The sequence below is a fragment of the Streptomyces sp. NBC_00483 genome (assembly GCF_036013745.1).
Classification (GTDB): domain Bacteria; phylum Actinomycetota; class Actinomycetes; order Streptomycetales; family Streptomycetaceae; genus Streptomyces.
This window is the reverse complement of sequence record NZ_CP107880.1, coordinates 6116665-6139894: the sequence shown is the minus strand read 5'-3', so window position 1 is coordinate 6139894 and position 23230 is coordinate 6116665. Positions and strand designations below refer to the sequence as shown.

Annotated in this window: 18 protein-coding genes; 5 read left to right on the top strand and 13 right to left on the bottom strand. The window is 69.6% G+C overall.

From position 1 onward, the window contains the following. Positions 1-136 precede the first annotated feature (136 nt). The 3 genes from OHA73_RS27660 to OHA73_RS27650 all read right to left on the bottom strand — a co-directional run bounded on the left by OHA73_RS27660 (position 137) and on the right by OHA73_RS27650 (position 2889). Positions 137-700 (bottom strand): cysteine hydrolase family protein, encoded by a 564-nt coding sequence (locus tag OHA73_RS27660; protein ID WP_327656399.1) that lies wholly within the window; start codon positions 698-700, stop codon positions 137-139. Positions 701-826: 126 nt separating this feature from the next. Next, positions 827-2203: an MFS transporter gene (locus OHA73_RS27655; RefSeq protein ID WP_327656398.1), complete on the bottom strand. Its 1377-nt coding sequence runs from the start codon at positions 2201-2203 to the stop codon at positions 827-829. After that, the gene (locus tag OHA73_RS27650) at positions 2200-2889 is read right to left on the bottom strand and encodes an ArsR/SmtB family transcription factor (RefSeq protein ID WP_327656397.1); all 690 of its coding nucleotides are present in this window, start codon (positions 2887-2889) and stop codon (positions 2200-2202) included. The genes OHA73_RS27655 and OHA73_RS27650 overlap by 4 nt, the downstream gene beginning before the upstream one ends. A 98-nt stretch (positions 2890-2987) precedes the next feature. Between OHA73_RS27650 and OHA73_RS27645 the strand changes: the two genes are divergently transcribed. Continuing rightward, complete coding sequence (locus tag OHA73_RS27645) at positions 2988-3416, top strand: YunG family protein (RefSeq protein WP_327656396.1); 429 nt, start codon at positions 2988-2990, stop codon at positions 3414-3416. A gap of 32 nt (positions 3417-3448) precedes the next feature. Here OHA73_RS27645 and OHA73_RS27640 read toward each other — a convergent pair whose 3' ends face one another. The 8 genes from OHA73_RS27640 to OHA73_RS27605 form a co-directional block, all read right to left on the bottom strand. After that, positions 3449-3841 carry a VOC family protein gene (locus OHA73_RS27640; protein WP_266713700.1) on the bottom strand — a complete coding sequence of 131 codons (393 nt, stop codon included), beginning with the start codon at positions 3839-3841 and terminating at the stop codon, positions 3449-3451. 101 nt (positions 3842-3942) lie between these two features. Further along, complete coding sequence (locus tag OHA73_RS27635; protein ID WP_267069351.1) at positions 3943-5016, bottom strand: ABC transporter ATP-binding protein; 1074 nt, start codon at positions 5014-5016, stop codon at positions 3943-3945. After that, on the bottom strand, positions 5009-6067 hold the full coding sequence (locus OHA73_RS27630) for an ABC transporter ATP-binding protein (protein ID WP_266713696.1): 1059 nt from the start codon (positions 6065-6067) through the stop codon (positions 5009-5011). The genes OHA73_RS27635 and OHA73_RS27630 overlap by 8 nt, the downstream gene beginning before the upstream one ends. A 16-nt stretch (positions 6068-6083) precedes the next feature. Continuing rightward, positions 6084-7055, bottom strand: coding sequence for an ABC transporter permease (locus OHA73_RS27625; RefSeq protein WP_266713694.1), 972 nt, complete (start codon positions 7053-7055; stop codon positions 6084-6086). After that, complete coding sequence (locus OHA73_RS27620; protein WP_266713692.1) at positions 7048-7977, bottom strand: ABC transporter permease; 930 nt, start codon at positions 7975-7977, stop codon at positions 7048-7050. The genes OHA73_RS27625 and OHA73_RS27620 overlap by 8 nt, the downstream gene beginning before the upstream one ends. A gap of 83 nt (positions 7978-8060) precedes the next feature. Then, on the bottom strand, positions 8061-9692 hold the full coding sequence (locus OHA73_RS27615) for a peptide ABC transporter substrate-binding protein (RefSeq protein ID WP_267069352.1): 1632 nt from the start codon (positions 9690-9692) through the stop codon (positions 8061-8063). A 451-nt stretch (positions 9693-10143) separates the two neighbouring features. Beyond that, positions 10144-12051 carry a translational GTPase TypA gene (typA, locus tag OHA73_RS27610; protein ID WP_327656395.1) on the bottom strand — a complete coding sequence of 636 codons (1908 nt, stop codon included), beginning with the start codon at positions 12049-12051 and terminating at the stop codon, positions 10144-10146. A 174-nt stretch (positions 12052-12225) separates the two neighbouring features. Then, positions 12226-14529: an ABC transporter substrate-binding protein gene (locus tag OHA73_RS27605; protein ID WP_267069353.1), complete on the bottom strand. Its 2304-nt coding sequence runs from the start codon at positions 14527-14529 to the stop codon at positions 12226-12228. Positions 14530-14846: 317 nt separating this feature from the next. Here OHA73_RS27605 and OHA73_RS27600 point away from each other — a divergent pair, with 317 nt between their 5' ends. Genes OHA73_RS27600 through OHA73_RS27585 form a run of 4 tightly spaced genes read left to right on the top strand, consistent with a single transcriptional unit; the run spans position 14847 to position 18746 of the window. After that, positions 14847-15143, top strand: a complete 297-nt coding sequence (locus tag OHA73_RS27600; RefSeq protein ID WP_266713684.1) for a hypothetical protein — start codon at positions 14847-14849, stop codon at positions 15141-15143. 48 nt (positions 15144-15191) lie between these two features. Further along, positions 15192-16034 carry a hypothetical protein gene (locus tag OHA73_RS27595; protein WP_267069354.1) on the top strand — a complete coding sequence of 281 codons (843 nt, stop codon included), beginning with the start codon at positions 15192-15194 and terminating at the stop codon, positions 16032-16034. 16 nt (positions 16035-16050) lie between these two features. Next, complete coding sequence (locus OHA73_RS27590; protein WP_267069355.1) at positions 16051-17982, top strand: fumarate reductase/succinate dehydrogenase flavoprotein subunit; 1932 nt, start codon at positions 16051-16053, stop codon at positions 17980-17982. Further along, on the top strand, positions 17979-18746 hold the full coding sequence (locus OHA73_RS27585) for a succinate dehydrogenase/fumarate reductase iron-sulfur subunit (protein ID WP_267069356.1): 768 nt from the start codon (positions 17979-17981) through the stop codon (positions 18744-18746). The genes OHA73_RS27590 and OHA73_RS27585 overlap by 4 nt, the downstream gene beginning before the upstream one ends. A gap of 132 nt (positions 18747-18878) precedes the next feature. Here OHA73_RS27585 and argG read toward each other — a convergent pair whose 3' ends face one another. Next, positions 18879-20324, bottom strand: coding sequence for an argininosuccinate synthase (gene argG / locus OHA73_RS27580; protein ID WP_266713676.1), 1446 nt, complete (start codon positions 20322-20324; stop codon positions 18879-18881). Between the two features lie 93 nt (positions 20325-20417). Further along, positions 20418-23162 carry a SpoIIE family protein phosphatase gene (locus tag OHA73_RS27575; protein ID WP_353962547.1) on the bottom strand — a complete coding sequence of 915 codons (2745 nt, stop codon included), beginning with the start codon at positions 23160-23162 and terminating at the stop codon, positions 20418-20420. Between the last annotated feature and the right edge of the window lie 68 nt (positions 23163-23230).

Here is a 23230-nt window from a genome sequence, read left to right as displayed (position 1 = left end):
CTCCGGGGAGAAGGCCCGCGCCGATCATTCGGCGCGGGCCTTCATCGCGTGCACTCGGCGCCTGTACCCCTGACCGACTCGACTCACCGCGGCCGACACCGGGACGCCCGCACGCGAGGGTCCGACCCACCTCCCGCTATCGCGGTGCGACGGCCTTGAGCCAGTCCTCGACGTCGACGACATCCGCCCACTGCGGGAACAGCTTTTCGGTGAGCATCCGGTGCACCTCGGGGTCGGTGTCGAGGCAGGCATCCGCCAGGACGGTGAGGCCGAAGTCCAGGTCGATGGCGTGCCACAGAGTGGACAGCACTACGGCGCTGGTGGCGATGCCGGTGAGAACAAGGCTGTCGATGTCGCGAGCCCTGAGTACCAGGTCGAGGTCGCTGCCCGAGAACGCGCTCCCACGCCTCTTGGTGACCACCACGTCGCCCTGCTGGGGTGCAACATCGTGATGGATCTCGGTGCCAGGGGCACCCTCGGTGAACAGGCCGGCCCGCACGACGTTCGCCATCACCCTGTTGCGAGGGCTGACTTCCGGATCACCCGGCCGCAACCCCATCACCACGTAGATCACGGGGATGCCGGCAGCCCTGGCACCGTCGATCGCCCTGCGCAAGCGCGGCAGATATCCGGAACCGTCGTCGGCGATGGCCACGACGTCCCGTTGGACGTCCATGACCAGAAGTGCGCTGTTCGCCATCCTTGCCGCCCCCTCTCCCTTGGGAATCAAGAGCAAGTCTGGCGGACCGACCGAACCACGGTGGCAGTTCATGCCGACGTGATCCTCACGAACGCTGCCGGTACTCCGGGGAGAGGCCCGCGCCGATCATTCGGCGCGGGCCTTCGCGCTGCCGGGGTGTGGGGCGGGCTCCTTCTGGGAGCCGGCGGGCTCATTTCGGGGACCGGCCGGCTCTTTTTGGGACCGGCCGCCCATGCTTCCGGTCCACAGCAGTGCGCCGGCCAGCAGCGTGATGCCGCCCACCAGCCACGGCAGCGGGCCCGCCGGTAGCGCGCCGATGGTCAAACCGGCGGCTGCGCCCGTGAGTTGTAGTGCGAGTGACTGGACCGACAGGGCCGTTGCCCGGCCCTCGCGGCCCACCCTGCGGTGCAGCAGCTCGTTCTCGTTCGGGCCCGCCGCGCCGAGTCCCAGGTAGACGAGTCCGTAGCCGGCGACCGCGAGGAGGGTGGCGGCCGGGCCGGTGAATGCCGCGGTGGCGCCGAGCAGCAGCAGGCCGAGGGCGCCCGCGGCCAGGCCCACCAGGACCGCCCGTTCCCCGCCGCCCGCGCGGCGTGCCGTGAGCGGGGCGAGGTGGCTGCCCACGCCGGAGCAGACGTATCCGGCGCAGGCCAGCCCCGCGAACACGACGGCGCCGGACTCGGGGGCGCCGGTCAGGGCGGCCGCCCGGCCCGGCGTGAGGAGTTCGAGGGTGAAGAGGGCGGCGCCGGCCGCGCCCGCGCTGAGCAGCACGCGGCGCACCGTCGCGTCACGGCCCGCCGGGCGCAAGCCGTCCAGGACGGTGGCCGGGATGCCGCGGAGGACGCCGGAGAGGGTGGCGCGGGGGTGCGGGGGCTCGGGCAGGGCGAGCAACACGTAGGCGATGAAGCCGAGTTCGATCAGCACGCCCAGCAGCATCGGGACGGCCAGCGGCACCACGTACCCGGCCGTCGCCTCCGCGAGCCACGCACCCGGGTTCGGGCCGAGGCCGAGGAGCCATGGCAGGCCGCCGCCGATCAGGGTGCCCACGGCGAGCGCGGCGGAGGAGGCCGCGGAGCCGCGGGCGAGTCCGGTGCGCAGTTCGGCGCCGGGGCCTTCCTTGGCCTGGACCGTGTCTACGTACCAGGCCTCTGCGGGCCCCGTGGACAGGGCGCGGCCCGCACCGAGCAGCACACTGCCGAGCGCGACCGGGAGCGCCGTGGTGCCGAGGCCGATCAGGGCGAGGGCGGCCAGGTCCAGCACACCGGCCGCGGCGAGGACGGGGCGGCGGCCGAGGACGTCGGACAGTCCACCGGTGGGCAGTTCGAGGGCGGCGGCGGTGAGCGAGTGCGCGGCGACGAAGGCGGTGATGGTGGCGAGCGCGAACCCCCGCTCGGTCAGCAACAGCACCTTGGGCGCGATGGCGGCGCCGACCGGAAGCCAGAACAGCGCGCAGACGGTGGCGTAGCGGCGGCGGGCGGTGCGGGGGTCGGGTATGCGGGGGTTCATTGCGCGTCCGGGTCGGTATCCGCCTGGCCGGGCCCTGTCTCGTCGGGCCCTGCCCCGTCGGGCTCCGTCCGGCCCGGCCCCGCCTGACCGGTCTCCGTCTCCCGCGGAGCGACCGGCAGGCCCGCCACGACCACGATGACCTGCTCTGCGTCCGGGTCCTCGGCGTCGCGTCGGGTCAGTTCGTCGAGCTTCGCCTCGAAGGCCGCCTTCAACTCGTCCAGTGAGCCGGCGGTGAGCCGGGGCATGGCGTCGGCGATGCCGGACGGCTCCACCCACTCCGGGCCCAGGCGTCCCTCGGCGAGGTCGGACTCGTGGCGGGCGAGGGAGCGGCGCAGGTGCTCGACCTGCCGCCGGGACATCTCGCTGACGAAGTGGCGGGCGTCGGGCGACGCGTGCATGGCCTCGTTGTTCCACGAGGTGATCTCGTGCACGGAGCGCCAGCGCCGCTCGCGCCCGTCCCGGTGCTCGGCCTCGGCCACGAACCCGTACTTCGCGAGGACCCGCAGGTGGTAGCTGGTGGAGGCCGACGACTCCCCCGCCTTGACCGCGAGCTCGGTTGCGGTGGCGGGGCCGTCCTGGCGCAGTAGCCCGAGCAGTTGGATACGCAGGGGGTGGGTCAGCGCCTTCAGCGCTGCAGCGTCCTGCTCGGGGTCGAGTACGCGCTTGCGGTTGTCGTCGTCGGCCATGTCCGGAAGGTAGCCGCAACCGGCCACTTGGCAAAAGAGTTTTTGCAGAACTTCTTTTGCCAACTCCCGTTGTCAGTGCCGCCTGCCATGCTGCCGCCATGACCGACACAACTGACCCGACTGCCGCGACCTGGTCACTCCTGGAGCTGGACGCGGCGCTGCGCGCGGCCTGGGCCGCCGACACCACGTCGCCGGACGGGGCGGAGAGATGGGCGCCGGACAATCCCGCGTGGGGGCACTGCGACATCACCGCGCTGCTCGTCAACGACGTCTTCGGCGGCGACCTCGTCATGGGCGAGGTCTATCTGACGGACGGCGCGCAGGAGGGCTTCCACTGGTGGAACCGGCTGCCGAGCGGTGTCGAACTCGACCTGACGCGCGAGCAGTTCCGGCGCGGCGAGGAGATTCGCGCGGCCCGGATCAAGGTGCGCCCACCGGGCCCGCTGAAGCGCCGCTGGGCGGAGTACCTCGTGTTGCGCGACCGCGTCGCCGCCCACTTGGGGGCTGAACTGCCCGCGCCCGTCTGAGCGTTGACGCGCGGCGATCACGGACTCATGACTCACGCGGACGCGACAAGCTCGACCTCGAACCCGTCCCCGTCCTCCAGATACGCCGCACAGTGCCCGTCCCCACCCGCGTACGGATGCCGCTCCGGGAACATCAGCCGCCACCCGTGCCCGGCGGCCCGCTCCACGAGCCGCTCCATCGCCGCGGCGTCCTCGACGTGGAACGCCAGATGGTTCAGCCCCGGCGCCAGCCGATCGTGCCGGTCCGAACTCAGCGCCGGCGACTGCTCGATGACGAGATACGTCGGCCCGAGCCGCAGGCTGCACCCGTTCTCCCAGCGCTGCTCGGCGACGTACCCCAGCTCCCCGAGCAGCCACCCGAGCGAGCTCTCGGCCCGCCCGAAGTCGGGCACCCACAGTTCGACATGATGCAGCGTGCCGTGCAAGGAGTGCCCCCAGGTGTCGCGACGTACGGATGGACGGACGTACGAAAGAGCCGACCGGCCCCCACTCGAAAGCAGGGACCGGTCGGCTCACCGTGCAGCGGTCACGCCGCGGGCACCACGTTCTTCTCCTCCGCGAAGTGGCACGCCGACTCGTGCGCGGCCGGGGTCTCGGAGGTCCGGAAGCGCTCCGGGATCGCGAGGAGCGGGATCTCCTCGGCGCACTTGTCCTGCGCCTTCCAGCAGCGGGTGCGGAAGCGGCAGCCCGACGGCGGGTTGGCCGGCGAGGGCACGTCGCCGGAGAGGATGATCCGCTCGCGGCCCTCGCGCACCTCGGGGTCCGGCACCGGCACCGCGGAGAGCAGCGCCTGCGTGTAGGGGTGCGTCGGGTGCTCGTAGATCTGCGCGTCCGTGCCGATCTCCGCCATCTTGCCGAGGTACATGACCCCGACCCGGTCGGAGATGTGCCGGACGATCGACAGGTCGTGCGCGATGAAGATGTAGGACAGGTTGAACTCGTCCTGCAGCTTCTCCATCAGGTTGATGACCTGGGCCTGGACCGACACGTCGAGCGCCGAGACCGGTTCGTCGCAGATGATGATCTCGGGGTTGAGTGCCAGGCCGCGCGCGATGCCGATGCGCTGGCGCTGGCCGCCCGAGAACTGGTGCGGGTACCGGTTGATGTACTCGGGGTTGAGTCCGACGACGTCGAGGAGGTCCTGGACCTTCTGGCGACGGTTCCCCTTCGGTGCCACCTCGGGGTGGATCTCGAAGGGCTCCCCGATGATGTCGCCGACCGTCATACGGGGGTTGAGCGAGGTGTACGGGTCCTGGAAGACCATCTGGATGTTGCGGCGGACGGTCTTCAGGGCGCGGCCGGACAGCTTGGTGATGTCCTGGCCCTTGAAGAAGACCTCGCCCGCGGTCGCCGTCTCCAGCGTCATCAGGAGCTTGGCGACCGTGGACTTGCCGCAGCCGGACTCGCCCACGATGCCGAGCGTCTCGCCCTGGTGCAGGTCGAAGGAGATCCCGTCGACGGCCTTCACGTCACCCACGTGCCGCTTGAACAGCACGCCCTGGGTCAGCGGGAAGTACTTCTGCAGGTTGCGCACCTGGAGGATCGGCTCGCCGCGGTCGACCGGGGCCTCGATGGCGGCCACCGTCTCGGACTCAGCCATGGATCGTCTCCTTCCAGAAGTGGCACGCGCTGCCGCGCCCCGCGATCTCGCCGCCGTCCTGCTCGGTCACCTGAAGCAGCGCCGGAACGTCGGTACGGCACACGTCCTGCGCCTGGGCGCAGCGCGGGTTGAAGGCACAACCCGGCGGGATACGCGTGAGGTTGGGCGGCAGGCCCTTGATCGCGTACAGCTCCTGGCCCTTCTGGTCCAGGCGCGGGATCGACTCGAGCAGACCCTTGGTGTACGGGTGCGCGGGCCGCTTGTAGAGCTCGCGCACCGGCGCCGTCTCCACGATCCGGCCCGCGTACATCACCGCGATCTTGTCGGCGACGTCGGCGACCACCCCGAGGTCGTGCGTGATGAGTATGAGCCCCATGTTGAACTCGCGCTGCAGCTCCGCGAGCAGGTCCATGACCTGGGCCTGGACCGTCACGTCGAGCGCCGTGGTGGGCTCGTCCGCGATGATCAGGTCCGGCTCCAGGGCGAGCGCCATCGCGATCATGATGCGCTGGCGCATACCGCCGGAGAACTGGTGCGGGTAGTCCCCGACCCGGGCCGCCGCGGCCGGGATGCGTACCCGGTCCATCAGCTCGATGGCCTTGGCCTTGGCCTGCTTCTTGGACATGCCCTGGTGGACCCGGAACATCTCGCCGAGCTGGTAGCCGACGGAGAGCACCGGGTTCAGCGAGGAGAGCGCGTCCTGGAAGATCATGGCCATCTTGGCGCCACGCATCTTGCGGCGCTCCTCGCCGGACATCTTGAGCATGTCCTGGCCCCGGAAGAGGATCTCGCCCTTGGAGATCTTGCCGGGCGGCATGTCGAGGATGCCCATGATGGCCTGTGCGGTCACGGACTTGCCGGAGCCGGACTCGCCGAGCACGGCGAGCGTCTCGCCCGCGTCCACGGTGTAGTTGACGCCGTTGACCGCCTTGGCCACACCGTCGCGGGTGTGGAACTCCACGTGCAGGTCGCGGACTTCGAGCAGCGGCGTGCCGTCGTCCCCCGCACCGCGCGGAGACGGTACCGAGTCCGTCTTGTCGAGAAGAGTCATGACGAGTACGCCTCCCTCAGCGCAGCTTGGGGTCGAGGGCTTCGCGCACAGCGTCGCCGAGCATGATGAACGCCAGCACCGTGAGGCTGAGCATGCCTGCCGGGAAGAACAGGATGTGCGGCGCGTTCCGGATGGACTTGACCGCGTCGGAGATGTCCGCGCCCCACGATACGTCGTTGGTCCCGAGACCGAGTCCGAGGTACGAGAGGGTGGACTCGGCGACGATGACGACACCGAGCTGGATGGTCGCGACGACGATCACCGGTGCGATGGCGTTCGGCAGGACGTGCTTGCGCAGGATCCGGCCGGTGCCCGCACCGAGGGCCTTCGCCGCCACCACGTAGTCCGCGTGCTTGGCCGTGATCACCGCGCCACGCATGACGCGCGCGATGGTCGTCCAGCCGAGGAAGGCGAGGGCGCCGATCACGGTCCACACGGTGCGGTCGGCGAAGGCGTTGAGCACCACCATCGCGCCGAGGATGAACGGGATACCGAAGAACACGTCGGTGATCCGGGAGAGGGTCGTGTCCCAGAAGCCGCCGAAGTAGCCGGCGAGCATGCCGAGCAGGCCACCGAAGACGGTGGTGAGCAGGGTCACGCCGACGCCGACCATGATCGACACCCGTGCGCCGTAGACGACACGCGAGTAGATCGAGCGGCCCTGGGCGTCGTAGCCGAACCAGTCGGGCTGGAAGAGGCTGCCGAGCTTCGGCTTGTCCAGGAAGTGATTGCTCAGGTCGCCGGCCGTCGGGTCCGTGTCGCTGAAGAGGGACGGGAAGGCCGCCATCACCAGCAGGAACACGATCAGCACGGCGGATATGAGGAACAGCGGACGACGGATGAGGTCCGCCCAGGCATCGGCGCCGAGCGAACGCGGCTTCTCCGGTGCGGGTCCGGCCTCGGCGACCGTCGGGCCCACGGTGGCCGTGGGCTCCTCGGCGGCCGTGGCGGCGTCGTTCTTCTTCATCTTCACGGTGTTCTCAGGCATAACGAATCCTCGGGTCCAGCACCGCGTAGAGCAGGTCGACGACCAGGTTCGCGACGAGGTAGATCAGGACGAAGACCGTCACGATGCCGACGATGACGGCGCCCTCGCGGCGGGCGAGCGCCTCGTAGAGGAGGTTGCCCACGCCCTGGACGTTGAAGATGCCCTCGGTCACGACGGCGCCGGCCATCAGCGCGCCGATGTCGGTGCCCAGGTAAGTGACCACCGGGATAAGGGAGTTGCGCAGCAGGTGCATGCGGACCACGCGGGTCTGCGGAAGCCCCTTGGCCACGGCCGTGCGGATGTAGTCGGCGCGCGCGTTCTCTGCGATCGACGTGCGGGTGAGCCGCGCGACGTATGCGAGGGAGAGCGAGCCGAGCACGATGGCCGGCAGCAGCAACTGCCCCACGTTCATGGAGTCCTGGACGTTGGGCGTGACCCAGCCCAGCTGCGTACCGATGATCTGCTGGCCCAGCAGGCCGAGCACGAAGACGGGCACGGAGATCACCAGGAGCGTGAAGATGGTGACGCCGGTGTCGATCAGCTTGCCGCGGCGGATCCCCGCGATGACGCCGAGGCAGATGCCGACGACCATCTCGAAGGTGAACGCCATCAGCGCGAGCCGGATGGTGACCGGGAAGGCGGCCGCCATCTCGTCGATGACGGGTCGGCTGCCCGCGATCGTCACGCCGAACTCGCCGTGCGCCAGATTGCCGAGATAGTGCAGATACTGCTGCCACAGCGGAAGGTCGAGGCCGAGATCGTGCTTGATCTTGGCCATCTGCGCCGGGTCCGGCGGCTTGTCCCCCCACAGCGCGGCCACCGGGTCACCCGGCAGCACGTTGACCATCAGGAAGATCAGAATGGTTGTCCCGAGAAAGACCGGGATCATCTGGAGCAGTCGCCTCGCGACATAGCGCCCCATGGGTGCCTCCGTCCATAGCGGAGCAGCCCGTGGCGCGGGCCGGGATCGCCGGCCCACGCCACGGGTCAACTGCTCCCGCTGGATTACTTCTTGTAGACCTCGACGTCGTTGAAGTTCGGGTCGCCGTCCTGACCGAACGTCATGTTCTTGACGTTCGTGGAGTGCCCGGAAACCGTGCGGTTGTACCAGAGCGGGATACCCGGGAAGCTGTTCTGCAGCTCCTTCTCGGCTTTCTGGTACAGCTTCGCGGACTCGTCGACGGTCGCGGCGGCGTCGGCCTTCTTCACGAGGGCGTCGAAGTTCTTGTCCGAGAAGTCGGCCTTGTTGCCGGCGACACCGGTGCCGTAGAGGTCACGGAGGAAGTTGCCGTTGAACGGGTAGTCGAGCACCCAGCCCGAACGGTAGATGGACTTGACCTTCTTGGCGTCACGCACCTGCGTGTCGGCCTGGAAGTCCGTCTTGGCGTCGCCTTCGCACGCGACACCGACCGCCTTCTTGATGGAGTTGCAGACCGCGACGACCCAGTCCTTGTGCGGCTGGTCGGCGTTGTACTGGATCGAGATCTTGTTGCCAGGAACGCCGCCGCCTTCCTTGATGAGCTCCTTCGCCTTGCTCGGGTTGTACTTGCAGTACTCGCCGCAGGCGTCCTTCTGGTAGCCCAGCACACCCTTGGCGACCCAACCGGTCGCCGACTCACGGGTGTTGTAGAAGACCGTCTTGTTGATGGTGTCGCGGTCGATCGCCATCGACAGGCCCTGCAGGACCTTGACGTCGATGTTCTTCCACTGCTTCGTGTAGAAGGCGGGGTTGATCGTGTTGATCGCCGAGTAGTCCTGAACGATCGCGCGGTCGCCGAGGTCCTGCTTGTAGTTGGCGAGCTCGGAGTTCGGGACGATCGGCATGGAGTCGACGTTGTTCGACACCAGGTCGTTGTACGCGGCCGTGTCCGACGTGTACGCCTTGAGGTTCAGGCCGCCGTTCTTGGCCTTGTCCGGGCCCTTGTAGTCGTCGTTCCGCGTGAGCTGGATCGACTTCTTGTGGTCCCACGACTTGAACTTGTAGGCGCCGTTGCCGACCGGCTTCTCGCCGTAGCCCTTCGGGTCCTTGAAGAACCCGCTGGGCAGCGGGGAGAAGACCGGGTAGGCCAGCTTGTAGTGGAAGTACGGGATGCCCGTGTTCAGCGTGATCGTGAACGTGTTGTCGTCCACGACCTTCAGGCCGGACATGGTGTCCTTCTTGGCCTTGCCCTTTTCGGGGTGGACATCGGCGTAACCCTCGATGTCCGCGAACCAGGAGGAGTTGACCTGGTTGTTCTTGACGTTGGCGGCCCAGTTCCAGGCGTCCACGAAGGACTTAGAGGTGACCGTCTCGCCGTTGTGGAACTTCCAGCCCGGCTTGAGCTTGACCGTCCAGACCTTGTTGTCCTTGTCGGGCGTGACCGACTTGGCGTTGGTCATGGTGACCTCGCCCTTGTCGTTGTAGTCGACAAGGCCGGCGAAGACCGCCTCGATCGTGACGGAGCCGTAGGCCTCCATCGTGTTGGCCGGCTGCAGCGGGTTCTGCGGCTCACCGTTGGCGTAGGTGACGATGCCGTTCGGGTCGATCTTCCGATTGGCGTTGTCGTCGCCGCTGCCGCTGCCACCGCCACAGGCCGTCGCACCGAGGGCTATGACTGCGGCCGCCGCAACCCACTTGGCGCTCTTGGCACCACGCATGGGGTTCCTCCTCATGAGTCCACTTGTTCACTGCAGAAGCGGGCATACCTTGGCCGCTGCCGCCACCCCTGACGGCTAGACGTCTCAAGTGCCCCAGTGTGCTCGTGAGTCGGCGCTTCCCACTGCGCGTGACCCATTGACCCGAGCTCTACGCGGATAACTATTAGCCATGGGCTACCTGCCGACCACACTCTTCGGGTCTCGGTTCGATCACATCTGGTGTGTACATCTTCCAAAATCTGGACAAATCGATCCGAGATAGATGGCCGCGAAACGGACGCGTTACATACCTAACGGTCATGTCACTCCGACTATCGAACGCCGGGGCATGGAAATGGAGTTGCGATCGGCGCTCCCACCTGCTGTAACGCAGAGTGCCTTTCGCAACACAAAAAGGGCCCGGCACCCCCCGAGGGGATGCCGGGCCCAACTGCCCTCAGGCAGCGGTGAATCAGTTGTGCTTGGCGCGCGAGGCGCTGCGGCCGCGCTCCTTCTGGTCCAGGACGACCTTGCGGATACGCACGGCCTCCGGGGTCACCTCGACGCACTCGTCGTCGCGGCAGAACTCCAGGGACTGCTCCAGGGAGAGCTTGCGGGCCGGGACCACGTTCTCCGTGTTGTCCGCGGACGCCGCACGCATGTTGGTGAGCTTCTTCTCCTTGGTGATGTTCACGTCCATGTCGTCGGCGCGCGAGTTCTCACCGACGATCATGCCCTCGTACACCTCGGTGCCGGGCTCGGTGAACAGCACACCGCGCTCCTGGAGGTTCATCATCGCGAAGGGGGTCACCGAACCGGCGCGGTCGGCGACGAGCGAGCCGTTGTTACGGGTCGTCAGCGTGCCGAACCACGGCTCGTGGCCCTCGTGGATGGAGTGGGCGATGCCCGTGCCGCGGGTGTTCGTCAGAAACTCCGTACGGAAGCCGATGAGGCCACGGGACGGGACGACGAACTCCATGCGGACCCAGCCGGAGCCGTGGTTCGACATGTTGTCCATGCGGCCCTTGCGGATGCCCATGAGCTGCGTGACGGCGCCCATGTACTCCTCGGGGACGTCCACCGTGAGGCGCTCGACGGGCTCGTGCGTCTTGCCGTCGACCTCCTTGGTGACGACCTGCGGCTTGCCGATCGTCAGCTCGAAGCCCTCACGGCGCATCTGCTCGACGAGGATGGCCAGCGCCAGCTCACCGCGGCCCTGCACCTCCCAGGCGTCGGGACGCTCGGTGTCGAGGACGCGCAGCGAGACGTTACCGATCAGCTCGCGCTCCAGGCGGTCCTTGACCTGACGGGCGGTGACCTTGCGGTCCTTCACGCTCGTCTTGGCGTCGGCGCCCTTGCCGCCGCCGCCACGGCCGACCAGCGGCGAGGTGTTCGTACCGATGGTCATGGAGATCGCCGGCTGGTCCACCGTGATCAGCGGCAGCGCGATCGGGTTCTCCGGGTCGGCCAGGGTCTCGCCGATCATGATGTCGGGGATACCGGCGACCGCGCAGATGTCACCCGGGCCCGCCTTCTCGGCCGGCTTGCGGGTGAGCGCCTCGGTCATCATCAGCTCGGTGATGCGGACGTTCTGGACCGTGCCGTCGCGCTTCATCCAGGCCACGGTCTGGCCCTTGCGCAGCTCGCCCTGCTCGACACGCAGGAGCGCGATACGACCGAGGAAGTTGTCGGCGTCCAGGTTGGTGACGTGCGCCTGGAGCGGGGCCTCCTCGTCGTACGACGGGGCCGGGACGTGCTCCAGGATCGTGGAGAAGAACGGCTCCAGGTTGGTGGAGTCGGCCGGGACCGTGCCGTCCTCCGGCTTCGTCAGCGACGCGATGCCGTCACGGCCGCACGCGTAGACGATCGGGAACTCGATCTGGTCCTCGTCGGCGTCCAGGTCGAGGAAGAGGTCGTAGGCCTCGTTCACGACCTCGTCGATGCGCGAGTCGGGGCGGTCCGTCTTGTTGATGCACAGGATGACGGGCAGGCGCTGCTGGAGCGCCTTGCGCAGCACGAAGCGGGTCTGCGGGAGCGGCCCCTCGGAGGCGTCCACCAGCAGGACCACCGCGTCCACCATCGACAGACCGCGCTCGACCTCACCACCGAAGTCGGCGTGGCCGGGGGTGTCGATGATGTTGATCGTGATGACCTCGCCGCCATCCTTGGGGTGATACTTCACCGCCGTGTTCTTGGCGAGGATCGTGATGCCCTTCTCACGCTCCAGGTCGTTCGAGTCCATCATGCGGTCGTCGAGGGACTCGGCAGCGTGGGCGGCGAAGGAGCCGGCCTGCTTGAGCATGGCGTCGACGATGGTCGTCTTGCCGTGGTCGACGTGGGCGACGATGGCGACGTTACGGATGTCGTGGCGCGTGGCCATATTGCGGCGTACTCCCGGAGTGAAGGTCGGCTGCGCGTACTTCTTTGGTACACGCGCCCTGCCGGGCTGGACACGCCACGGCCTCACCCCATGGTACGTGGCTCGACGGCCACCGGCTCAGCCGGGCCGTGCGGGCCGGCGCCGAAGCGCCGGTCCGCACGGAAGAACCGCAGGTCAGCCAGCGTCCTCCGTAGGTGAGCCACCGGCCTTCGCGCCCGGCTTCAGGAAGCCGATGTCCTCGTAGGAGGGCTCCTGGAAGCCGAACGCCCCCGCGTTCACCAGGTTCGCCTTCGTCGCCACCAGCTCGGGCCGCTGGTAGAGCGGAATCGATCCTGCAGCGGCCCAGATGCGCTCGTCGGCCTGTCGGACGAGCGAGCGCTCCTTGTCCTGGTCGAGCTCCCCGACGGCCTGGTCGAAGAGCTGGTCGATGTGGTCGGTGCCGACCCGCGTGTAGTTCTGCTCGACCGTGAGCTCGCCGTCGGCGGCCGGGACCGGCTTGGCGTAGATCGGGCGGGCGTCGGTGGCCGGGTAGGCGGAGCCGGGCCACGAGTACAGCGCCAGGTCGTAATCGCCCGCCGCGATGTGGTCCTTGAAGTAGGTCTCGTCGTCGACCTTCGTGATGTCCGTGCGGACGCCGATCTTCTGCAGCATCGTCGAGATCCGGTCGGCGACGGACTGCAGCTGCTCGGCGTCGGGGCCCGAGGGCAGCACGAAGTTCAGGGTCAGCGGCTTGCCGTCCTTGGCGAGCTGCCCCGAGGCGGCGCCTGCCTTGGCGCCCTCCTTGCCCTCGTCGGCATCCTTCGCTGCGGCCTGCTGCGGGGCGGGGGTCCCCTTCGGGGCGTACGCGCCGGGGGCCGCGCCCTGCTTGGCGTCGCCCGCGTGCTTCCCCTCCCGCTCGGCGGAGCGCACCTTCGCGGCGTCGGCCTGGTGCAGCAGCGCGGAGTGCTGCGCGGCGGCGAGCGGACCGGGGCCGAGCAGCGGGGGCGCGGCGTCGCCGGGCTTCGCGTCGTCGCCCGCCTTCTGGTCGTCCTCGCCCATGATGTACGTGCCGTCGTCGGACTCGGCCGCGGCGCCCTCCGCCTTGCCGCCCGCCGTCTTCGGCTTCTGCTGCTTCTCCTCGAGCGGGCCGCCGCGCACCCAGCCCGCCTCCGCGAGCAGCGCCTGCGCCTTGTCGGCGTCCTGCTTGCCGAGCGCGTCGCTGTTGTCGGCGTAGGCGGCCTGGCCGGAGAGGGCGAGGTGGCTGCCGACGGTCGAGGCCGGAAGACCGAGCGGCTTGAGCACGCTCTGGGCCAGCTTGTCGCGGTCGAGGGCGCGGGCCACGGCCTGGCGCACCCGCTCGTCGGCGAGCGGACCGCTCGAACCGTTCAGGGCGAGCTGCGTGTAGGCGGGTTCGAGCGACTTGCGGACGACGAAGCCGTTCAGCCCCGACTGCTCCTTCTCGTACTTCCGCACGGCCTTGCGGGTCTTCGCGCGGGCCTCCAGCTCCGCCTCGGCGACCTCCCAGTCCTCGTTGTGCGCCCGCGCCCAGGAGCGCAGCGCCTCACCGGAGGTGACCCCTGCGCCGGGTCCGTGCGCGAGCGGGCCGGACGCACCCTTGTCGCGGGCGGCGTACGCGATGCGCTCGGCGGCCTCCGGGTCGACATCGGCGAGGTCCAGCTTGCCCGCGGCGAGCGCGGCGGGGCGCTTGTCGCGCGGCACAGCGGTGAGTTCCAGCTTGTCGAGCTTGGCGGGGCGGCCCCACCAGCGGGGGTTGCGCTCCAGCGTGACCTGCTTGTCGCCCCGGTCGACCTTGTCGAGCGCGAAGGGGCCCGCGGTCACCTTGAGCTTGCTGCGCGCGCCCTCGTTGAAGGCGTCCGGGGTCCCCATGACGTCCTTGGGGTACAGCGGCGAGAACAGCGAGCGCCAGTCCGCGTACGGCTTGGCGAACGTGACCCGCACCTCCAGGTCGTTCTTGCCGCGCTCGACGTTCTCGATGCGGTTGTAGCCGGCGTTGTGGGCGGTCCAGTACGCGCTGTTCCTGCCGGACAGGGCGCGCCACTGCGCGGCGAAGTCCGCGGCGCCGATCTCCCGGCCGTCGCTCCACACCGCCTGCTGGTTCAGCTTGTACAGCACGACCTGCTTGGGCTCGGTCTTGATGACCTCGGCCTTCTCCAGGTAGTCCGGGTCGGCCTGCGGGCGTCCCTCCGCGTCGAGCCGGAACATCGAGGGCAGCACGGCCCCGGTGACCCGGCTCGTGGCCGCGTCCGCGTCGGCCTGGAAGGTGTTGAGGGTCTGCGGCACGTCGTCGACCGCCCACCGCAGCGTGCCGCCGTCCTTGACCTGCGTGCGGGCGGCCGAGGCGACGTCGGGGCCTGCGGCGGGGCGGCCCGCCTGGTCGTCGGAACCGCACCCGGCGAGCGCGGTCACGGCGAGCGCGCCGCTCACGAGGAACGCGGCCGAGCGTGCGGCGGCACCTGGGCGCCTTGGGACGTGGGGCATCACGGGTACCTCCGGGGCTGGCCGGTTTTGTCTCGTTTGGCGGTATATGGAGCTGATCACATCTATCGGCCAACTGAAGTGGATGCGGGGAGGGGGGCCGTCCGACACGCCCGTAGGCCACCCGGAAGCCACCCGTGCGGCCCAAAGGAGCCCACGGGGACGCCCGCCCCAGCCCGCCCCGGCGGCGCGAATTCGCGGGCGCGCACCACGGCGTACACCGGCAATCCGCACGGATCCCTTCACAAACGGCAATGTGACGCGCGACACTCTCAGGCGCATGAGCAACTCCGCCGCACCAGCGGAAGTGAGGCCAAGTCATGTCCCTGCACGACGACTTGACGGCGGTTCAGCGCTGCGTCGACGAGCTCGCGCGCGCCGTGGGGCGTCTACAGCCCCAGCTCGAAGGCGTCGCGGGAGGCCCTGATCTGCGCCGGGTGCGAGCCGACACCGCGCATCTGCGCGAGAGCGTCGCCCTGCTGCGCGAGTCGGCCGCGGGCCCGGCCGCGCCGCACCGCCCCGACCTCGTGACGATCCCCGACGCCCCCTACGACAGGTCCCTGTGGACCGACTCGGACGACGAGGGGCTCGGCGCGCGGGACCGGCACGCGCCCTGACCCGCCCTCGTCCACCCCCATCCCCCGTCCCTGCGAGCGGAGGCTTCGTTGGCCACCGGCACGGAACCCACCAGTACCGAAGACCCCCATATCAAAGGCGGCACCGGCGTCCGGGGCCGGACGCGTGCCGCGATCGCCGCGCCCCATCTGCGCACGGACCGCTGGTGGCTGGCCCCGGCCGCGACCGCGGGCGGCCTCTTCGCCTTCATCGTCTACTCGACGTGGCGGGCCTTCGCGAACGCCGACTACTACGCGGCCCCGTACGTCTCGCCGTTCTACTCGCCCTGCCTCGCGGACAACTGCGAGCCGATGCGGCACGGCCCCAACTGGGAGATCTTCGGGAGCTGGTGGGGCCTCTCCCCCGCCCTGCTCATCCTGATCTTCCCGCTCGGCTTCCGGCTGACCTGCTACTACTACCGCAAGGCCTACTACCGCGGCTTCTGGGCGTCGCCGCCGGCCTGCGCGGTGGCCGAGCCGCACAAGAAGTACAGCGGTGAGACGAAGTTCCCGCTGATCCTGCAGAACATCCACCGGTACTTCTTCTACGCGGCCGTCCTCGTCGCCTGCATCCTCACGTACGACACCGTGCTCTCGTTCCGCGACGAGAACTACGAGTGGGGCCACATGGGGCTCGGGAGCCTGGTCTTCCTCGCCAACATCACGCTGATCTGGGCGTACACGATCTCCTGCCACTCGTGCCGACACATCGTCGGCGGGCGGCTCAAGCACTTCTCGAAACACCCGGTGCGCTACCGGCTGTGGGGCTGGGTCGGAAAGCTGAATGCCCGTCACATGCTGCTCGCCTGGGCCTCGTTGGTGAGCGTGGCGCTCGCCGACTTCTACGTGTATCTGGTCGCGTCCGGCGTCTTCGACGATCCGCGGTTCTTCTAATGGTTGGGGCGTATCGATGAGTTCGGTTGAGCGGCAGCAGTGGGATGTTGTCGTGGTGGGCGCCGGTGGCGCGGGGCTTCGGGCCGCGATCGAGGCGCGTGAGCGGGGTGCCCGTACGGCGGTGATCTGCAAGTCCCTGTTCGGCAAGGCCCACACGGTGATGGCGGAGGGCGGCATCGCGGCCTCCATGGGCAATGTGAACTCCGGTGACAGCTGGCAGGTGCATTTCCGCGACACGATGCGCGGCGGCAAATTCCTCAACCAGTGGCGGATGGCGGAGCTGCACGCACAGGAAGCCCCCGACCGCGTATGGGAGTTGGAGACCTGGGGCGCCCTGTTCGACCGCACCGGCGACGGGCGGATCTCGCAGCGCAACTTCGGCGGGCACGAGTACCCGCGGCTCGCGCACGTCGGCGACCGTACGGGACTCGAACTGATCCGCACGCTCCAGCAGAAGATCGTCCAGCTCCAGCAGCAGGACTTCAAGGAGACCGGCGACTACGAGTCCGGCCTGAAGGTCTTCCAGGAGTGCACGGTCACCCGGATCCTGAAGGACGACGACGGCCAGGTCTCCGGCACCTTCTGCTACGAGCGGGAGAGCGGGCGCTTCTTCGTCATCGAGGCGCCGAGCGTGGTGCTTGCGACCGGTGGCATCGGCAAGTCCTTCAAGGTGACGTCGAACTCGTGGGAGTACACGGGCGACGGGCACGCGCTCGCGCTGCTCTCCGGAGCACCGCTGCTCAACATGGAGTTCGTGCAGTTCCACCCGACGGGCATGGTCTGGCCGCCCTCGGTGAAGGGAATCCTCGTCACGGAGTCGGTGCGCGGCGACGGCGGGGTGCTGCGCAACTCCGAGGGCAAGCGGTTCATGTTCGACTACATCCCCGACGTCTTCAAGGAGAAGTACGCGCAGTCGGAGGAGGAGGGCGACCGCTGGTACGAGGACCCGGACCGCAACCGCCGGCCCCCCGAGCTGCTGCCGCGCGACGAGGTGGCGCGGGCCATCAACGCGGAGGTCAAGGCGGGGCGCGGCTCTCCGCACGGCGGCGTCTTCCTCGACGTCTCGACCCGGATGCCCGCCGAGCGGATCCGGCGCCGACTGCCGTCCATGTACCACCAGTTCAAGGAGCTGGCGGACGTCGACATCACGGCCGAGGCGATGGAGGTCGGGCCGACCTGTCACTACGTGATGGGCGGCATCGCCGTCGAGTCGGACACGGCGGCGGCGCGCGGCGTGCCGGGTCTCTACGCGGCCGGTGAGGTGGCCGGCGGCATGCACGGCTCCAACCGGCTCGGCGGCAACTCGCTCTCCGACCTGCTGGTGTTCGGCCGGCGGGCGGGCCTGCACGCGGCGACGTACGCGGCCTCGCACACGGTCCGTCCGGCCGTGGACGACGAGCAGATCGACACGGCGGCGGCAGAGGCACTGCGGCCCTTCTCGGCGGAGGGCCAGGAGGAGGGCGTCGCGCCCGAGAACCCGTACACCTTGCACCAGGAGCTCCAGCAGGCGATGAACGACCTGGTCGGCATCATCCGGCGGGAGGCCGAGATGGAGCAGGCGCTGCGCAAGCTCGGGGATCTGCGGGTGCGGGCGCGGCGGGCCGGTGTCGAGGGGCACCGCCAGTTCAATCCGGGCTGGCACCTCGCGCTCGACCTGCGCAACATGCTGCTGGTCAGCGAGTGCATCGCGCGGGCCGCGCTGGAGCGCACGGAGTCGCGGGGCGGGCACACCCGTGAGGACCATCCGGCGATGAGCCGGGAGTGGCGGCGGGCGAATCTGCTGTGCCAACTCCGCGATCCCTCCGGCGGGTTGGCGGCCACGGACCCGGTGCGTGGCCAGATCACGCTCACCCGCGAGACCACCGAACCCATCCGCCCCGACCTGCTCGCCCTGTTCGAGAAGGAGGAGCTGGTGAAGTACCTGGCCGAAGAGGAGCTTTTCGAGTGAGCAGCTACGAGGCGGCCTTCCGGGTGTGGCGGGGCGACGTCGGCGGGGGCGGCCTGGAGGACTTCAAGGTCGAGGTGAACGACGGCGAGGTCGTCCTCGACATCATCCACCGGCTGCAGGCGACGCAGACCCCCGACCTGGCGGTCCGCTGGAACTGCAAGGCGGGCAAGTGCGGTTCGTGCTCGGCGGAGATCAACGGGCGGCCGCGACTGTTGTGCATGACCCGCATGTCGGTGTTCACGCGTGACGAGGTGATCACGGTCACGCCGCTGCGCGCCTTCCCCGTCGTACGCGATCTCGTCACCGACGTCGGCTTCAACTACCGGAAGGCCCGCGAGGTCCCGGCCTTCGTCCCGCCCGCCGGGGTCGGTCCCGGCGAGTACCGGATGATGCAGGAGGACGTCGACCGCCCACAGGAGTTCCGCAAGTGCATCGAGTGCTTCCTGTGCCAGGACACCTGCCATGTCGTCCGTGACCACGAGGACAACAAGACGGCCTTCGCGGGCCCCCGCTTCCTGATGCGCGTCGCGGAACTCGACATGCACCCGCTGGACTCGGCCTCGGACGAGGGCCTCGACCGCAAACGCACGGCCCAGGACGAACACGGCCTCGGCTACTGCAACATCACCAAGTGCTGCACGGAGGTCTGCCCCGAGGGCATCCACATCACCGACAACGCCCTGATCCCCTTGAAGGAAAGGGCAGCCGACCGCAAGTACGATCCGGTGGTGTGGCTGGGCAACAAAATCCGCCGCCGCTCGTGAGCCCCTGCGGCGATTGAGCAGCGGGGCCCGGGGCGGAGCCCCGCGACGTGTGCGAACGCCGCCGCCATCACGGGATGAAGGGGGCACCCCGTGGCCGGGGTGCCCCCTTCGATCACCGGTCAACCGACGGAGTCAGTCCGTGCCGGATTCCATGGCCGCGCGGTCCAGTGCCTCGTCCTCCGCGGAGATTTCGCCGCGGGAGGCGATGGCCTGGGCGCCGCCTTGCGGCATCGTGCCGATCAGGCCCGTCACGGCCGCCTGGGCCGCGCCGGCGACCGGGCTGCCCTCGCCGAGGAGGCCGAGCGTCGCGTACTGCTCGAGCTTGCCGCGCGAGTCGGCGATGTCGAGGTTGCGCATGGTCAGCTGGCCGATCCGGTCGACCGGGCCGAACGCCGAGTCCTCGGTGCGCTCCATGGAGAGCTTGTCCGGGTGGTAGGAGAAGGCAGGGCCCTGCGTGTCGAGGATCGAGTAGTCCTCGCCGCGGCGAAGGCGCAGCGTGACCTCGCCGGTGATCGCGGCGCCGACCCAGCGCTGCAGCGACTCCCGGATCATCAGGGCCTGCGGGTCGAGCCAGCGGCCCTCGTACATCAGGCGGCCGAGACGACGGCCCTCCGCGTGGTACTGCGCGACCGTGTCCTCGTTGTGGATCGCGTTGACCAGGCGCTCGTACGCGGCGAACAGGAGGGCCATGCCCGGCGCCTCGTAGATGCCACGGCTCTTGGCCTCGATGATCCGGTTCTCGATCTGGTCGGACATGCCCAGGCCGTGGCGGCCGCCGATCGCGTTGGCCTCCATCACCAGGTCGACGGCGGAGGCGAACTCCTTGCCGTTGATCGTGACCGGGCGGCCCATCTCGAAGCCGATCGTGACGTCCTCGGTGGGGATCTCCACCGACGGGTCCCAGAACTTGACGCCCATGATCGGCTCGACCGTCTCGAGCGAGACGTTCAGGTGCTCGAGCGTCTTGGCCTCGTGCGTGGCACCCCAGATGTTGGCGTCCGTGGAGTACGCCTTCTCCGCCGAGTCCCGGTAGGGCAGGCCGTGCTCGACCAGCCACTCCGACATCTCCTGCCGGCCGCCGAGCTCCGTCACGAAGTCCGCGTCGAGCCACGGCTTGTAGATCCGCAGGTTCGGGTTGGCGAGCAGACCGTAGCGGTAGAACCGCTCGATGTCGTTGCCCTTGTACGTCGAGCCGTCGCCCCAGATCTGGACGTTGTCCTCCAGCATCGCCCGCACCAGAAGCGTGCCGGTGACCGCGCGGCCGAGCGGCGTCGTGTTGAAGTACGCGCGACCGCCGGAGCGGATGTGGAACGCACCGCAGGTCAGCGCGGCAAGGCCCTCCTCCACAAGGGCGGCCTTGCAGTCGACGGCACGCGCGATCTCGGCGCCGTACGCCTTCGCTCGGCTGGGCACGCCGTCGATGTCGGGCTCGTCGTACTGGCCGATGTCGGCGGTGTACGTGCACGGGACGGCGCCCTTGTCACGCATCCACGCGACGGCGACCGACGTGTCGAGGCCGCCCGAGAAGGCGATGCCGACGCGCTCGCCGGCCGGGAGGGATGTGAGGACCTTGGACATGGGAAGAGTATGCATGATGATGCATGACCATGCAAAGGGGGGTGTGGGGATGTGTTCGGCGTCACCACCGAATGCCGGAGAAGGACACTCCCGTCAGAACAGGCTGAGCAGCGCCTCCGTCGGGTCCGCCAGGCCCGTCTCCCCGTCCGGCAGCGGCAACTCGAACCAGACCGTCTTCCCGCGCGGCGTCCGGCGCGAGCCCCACGCGGCGCTCAGCAGTCCGACGAGCTGAAGCCCGCGGCCGCCCTCGTCCGTGTCCCGCGCCCTGCGGCGGCGCGGCTGCACGAGACCCGCGTCCCACACCTCGCACACCAGCGTGCGGTCGAGGAGGAGACGGAGCCTGATGTCGCCCTCGCCGTACCGCAGCGCGTTGGTGACCAGCTCGCTGACCAAGAGCTCCGACGTGTCGACGAGGCTCTCCATGCCCCAGCTCGACAGCTGCGTCCGCGCGTACTCGCGGGCCCTGCCCACCGACTTCGGCTCGCGCGGCAGCGTCCAGTCGCCGACGTTCCCGCTCGGCAGCCCCTGCACACGGGCCATGAGGAGCGCGATGTCGTCCTCCCCGTGATGGGTGTCGAGGGTGTTGAGGACGTGGTCGCAGGCGTCCTCGAGCACCGGGGAGGGGTCGTCGAGCGCGTTGCGGAAGGCCGAGAGGCCCTCGTCGAGCGGATGGTCGCGGGATTCCACCAGGCCGTCCGTGTAGAGGGCGAGCAGCGCGCCCTCCGGCAGCTCCACCTCCACCTCCTCGAACGGCTCGCCGCCGACGCCGAGCGGCATCCCGGGCGGCACGTCGAGCATGAGCGCGCCCTCGCCGGGTTCGACGAGGACCGGCGGCAGGTGTCCCGCGTTGGCGAATGTGCAGCGCCTGGTGACCGCGTCGTACACCGCGTAGACACAGGTGGCGAGGTACACCTCGGAGAGGTCCTCGCCGCCGAAGGAGCGCGCGGAGCGGGCGGGGCGGGTGCCCTGCTGGGCGCCGCCGGGGGCGCCGAGGCCGCGCGCGATCTCGTCCAACGCGCTGAGCACTTCGGCCGGTTCGAGGTCGAGCAGGGACAACGTACGTACGGCGGTGCGCAGTTCACCCATGGCGACGGCGGCGCGCAGTCCGCGCCCCATGACGTCGCCGACGACCAACGCGGTGCGGTGCCCGGGGAGTTCGATGACGTCGAACCAGTCGCCGCCGACCTCGGTCGCGGCGTTGCCCGGCCGGTAGCGGCAGGCGATGTCGAGTCCTGCCGCCTCCGGGTCGTCCGGCGGCAGCAGGGAGCGCTGGAGGATCAGCGCGCGCTCGTGCTCGCGGCGGTACAGGCGCGCGTTGTCGATACAGACCGCGGCGCGCGCCGCCAGCTCCACGGCGAGCGCCCGGTCCCGGTCGGTGAACGGCTCGCTGCCCTTCGTCCGGGAGAACTGCACGAGCCCGACGACCGTGTCGTGCGCGACCATCGGCACGGCGAGCGTGGACTGCACGAGGCCGCGCTGCTCGGTGGGCAGCGTCTGCGGACGCGCGGTGCGCAGGGCGTGCGCGCAGGGCGAGTTGAACGCGAAGCGGTGCACCGCCCCCACGTTGACGGGGGCCTCGCCTCCGAGGTCGAGGAACGGCACGTCGGCGACGGCGCTCGCGGCGGCCACCCTGCGCAGTTCGGCGCTGCCGTCGGCGAGGCCCGGCGGTGCCTCGTCGCCCGCGAGCAGCCCTTGGTACAGGTCCACGGACGCGAGGTCGCAGAAGCCGGGGACGACGACGTCGAGGAGCTCGCGGGCGGTCGTCTCCAGGTCGAGCGAGTTGCCGATCCGGGAGCCCGCCTCGTTCAGGAGCGCCAGGTTGCGGCGGGCGTGCGCGGCCTCGCGGGCCGCGGCGTGCCTGCGGGTGACGTCGGTGGCGAGGCCGGCGACGCCGATGGGGCGGCCCGTACCGCTGTGCACGCGGTAGAGGTTGATCGACCAGTGCCGCCGCTCGGTGGACTCCGGGGCGGGGCCGACCAGTTGCATGTCGGTGACCGCGTCGCCCGTCTCCAGGACCCGGCGCAGCGCGCCCTGCACGCGGTCGGCCTCGTGCCGCGGCAGATAGTCGTGGACGGTCCGGCCGTGGTGGTCGTCGACGTGGCCGCCGAAGACCGCGGTGAGGGTGCGGTTGGTGCGCAGGACCTTGAGGTCGGTGCCGAACAGCAGGAAGCCGAAGGGAGATTGGCCGAAAATGGCCTGCGAGGACGCGAGGTCGGTCTCGATGTGGCGCAGCGTCTGTACGTCGACGACGATGCACACCGCGGCGCGCTCGCCGGACTCGGTGGTCGTCGGCATCACATAGATCTCGGCGAGCCCCGTCGCTCCCGCGCCGGCCGCGAGCGGCGCCTCCGCTCGCGGTTCCGCTTCCGCCGCTTCTGAGGAGCCGGACGCCGGCACCCGGAACGGGACGACGCCCGTCCACTCCTGCCCGTCCAGGATCTCCGCCATCTTGCGGTGGCCGCGCTCACGCAGGTCCGCGGGGACGAAGGCCTCGATGGGGTCCTTGCCCACGGCCTCCCCGGGCGGGACCCCGAAGAGCTGGGCGGCCCGCCGGCTCCACTGGTCGATCGCGCCGTCGGAGCCGATCGAGAAGGAGGCGACCTTGATGTAGTCGTAGATCGAACCCGGCGGGCTCGCCTGCCAGAGGTCGGGCCGGCCGAAGGATTCCTCGGGGAGCGCCGAGGAGGCGTCCGCTTCCTGTTCCGGGATCGGTTCCGCGCGCTCCGTGCCCGCGGCATCAGGAGCGTCACCGCCCGGAGGCACCCGCTCCGCGCGCGACGCCGAGGTCGCGCCCGAGGGGTCCTCGGACACCCTTCCCTTCGCTGGTATCTCGCTCACGCGAACCGTCCCCTCCAGCTCACCGCGTCCGGCACCGGTCACCGAGGCGGCTGCACGCAGTATCCAGC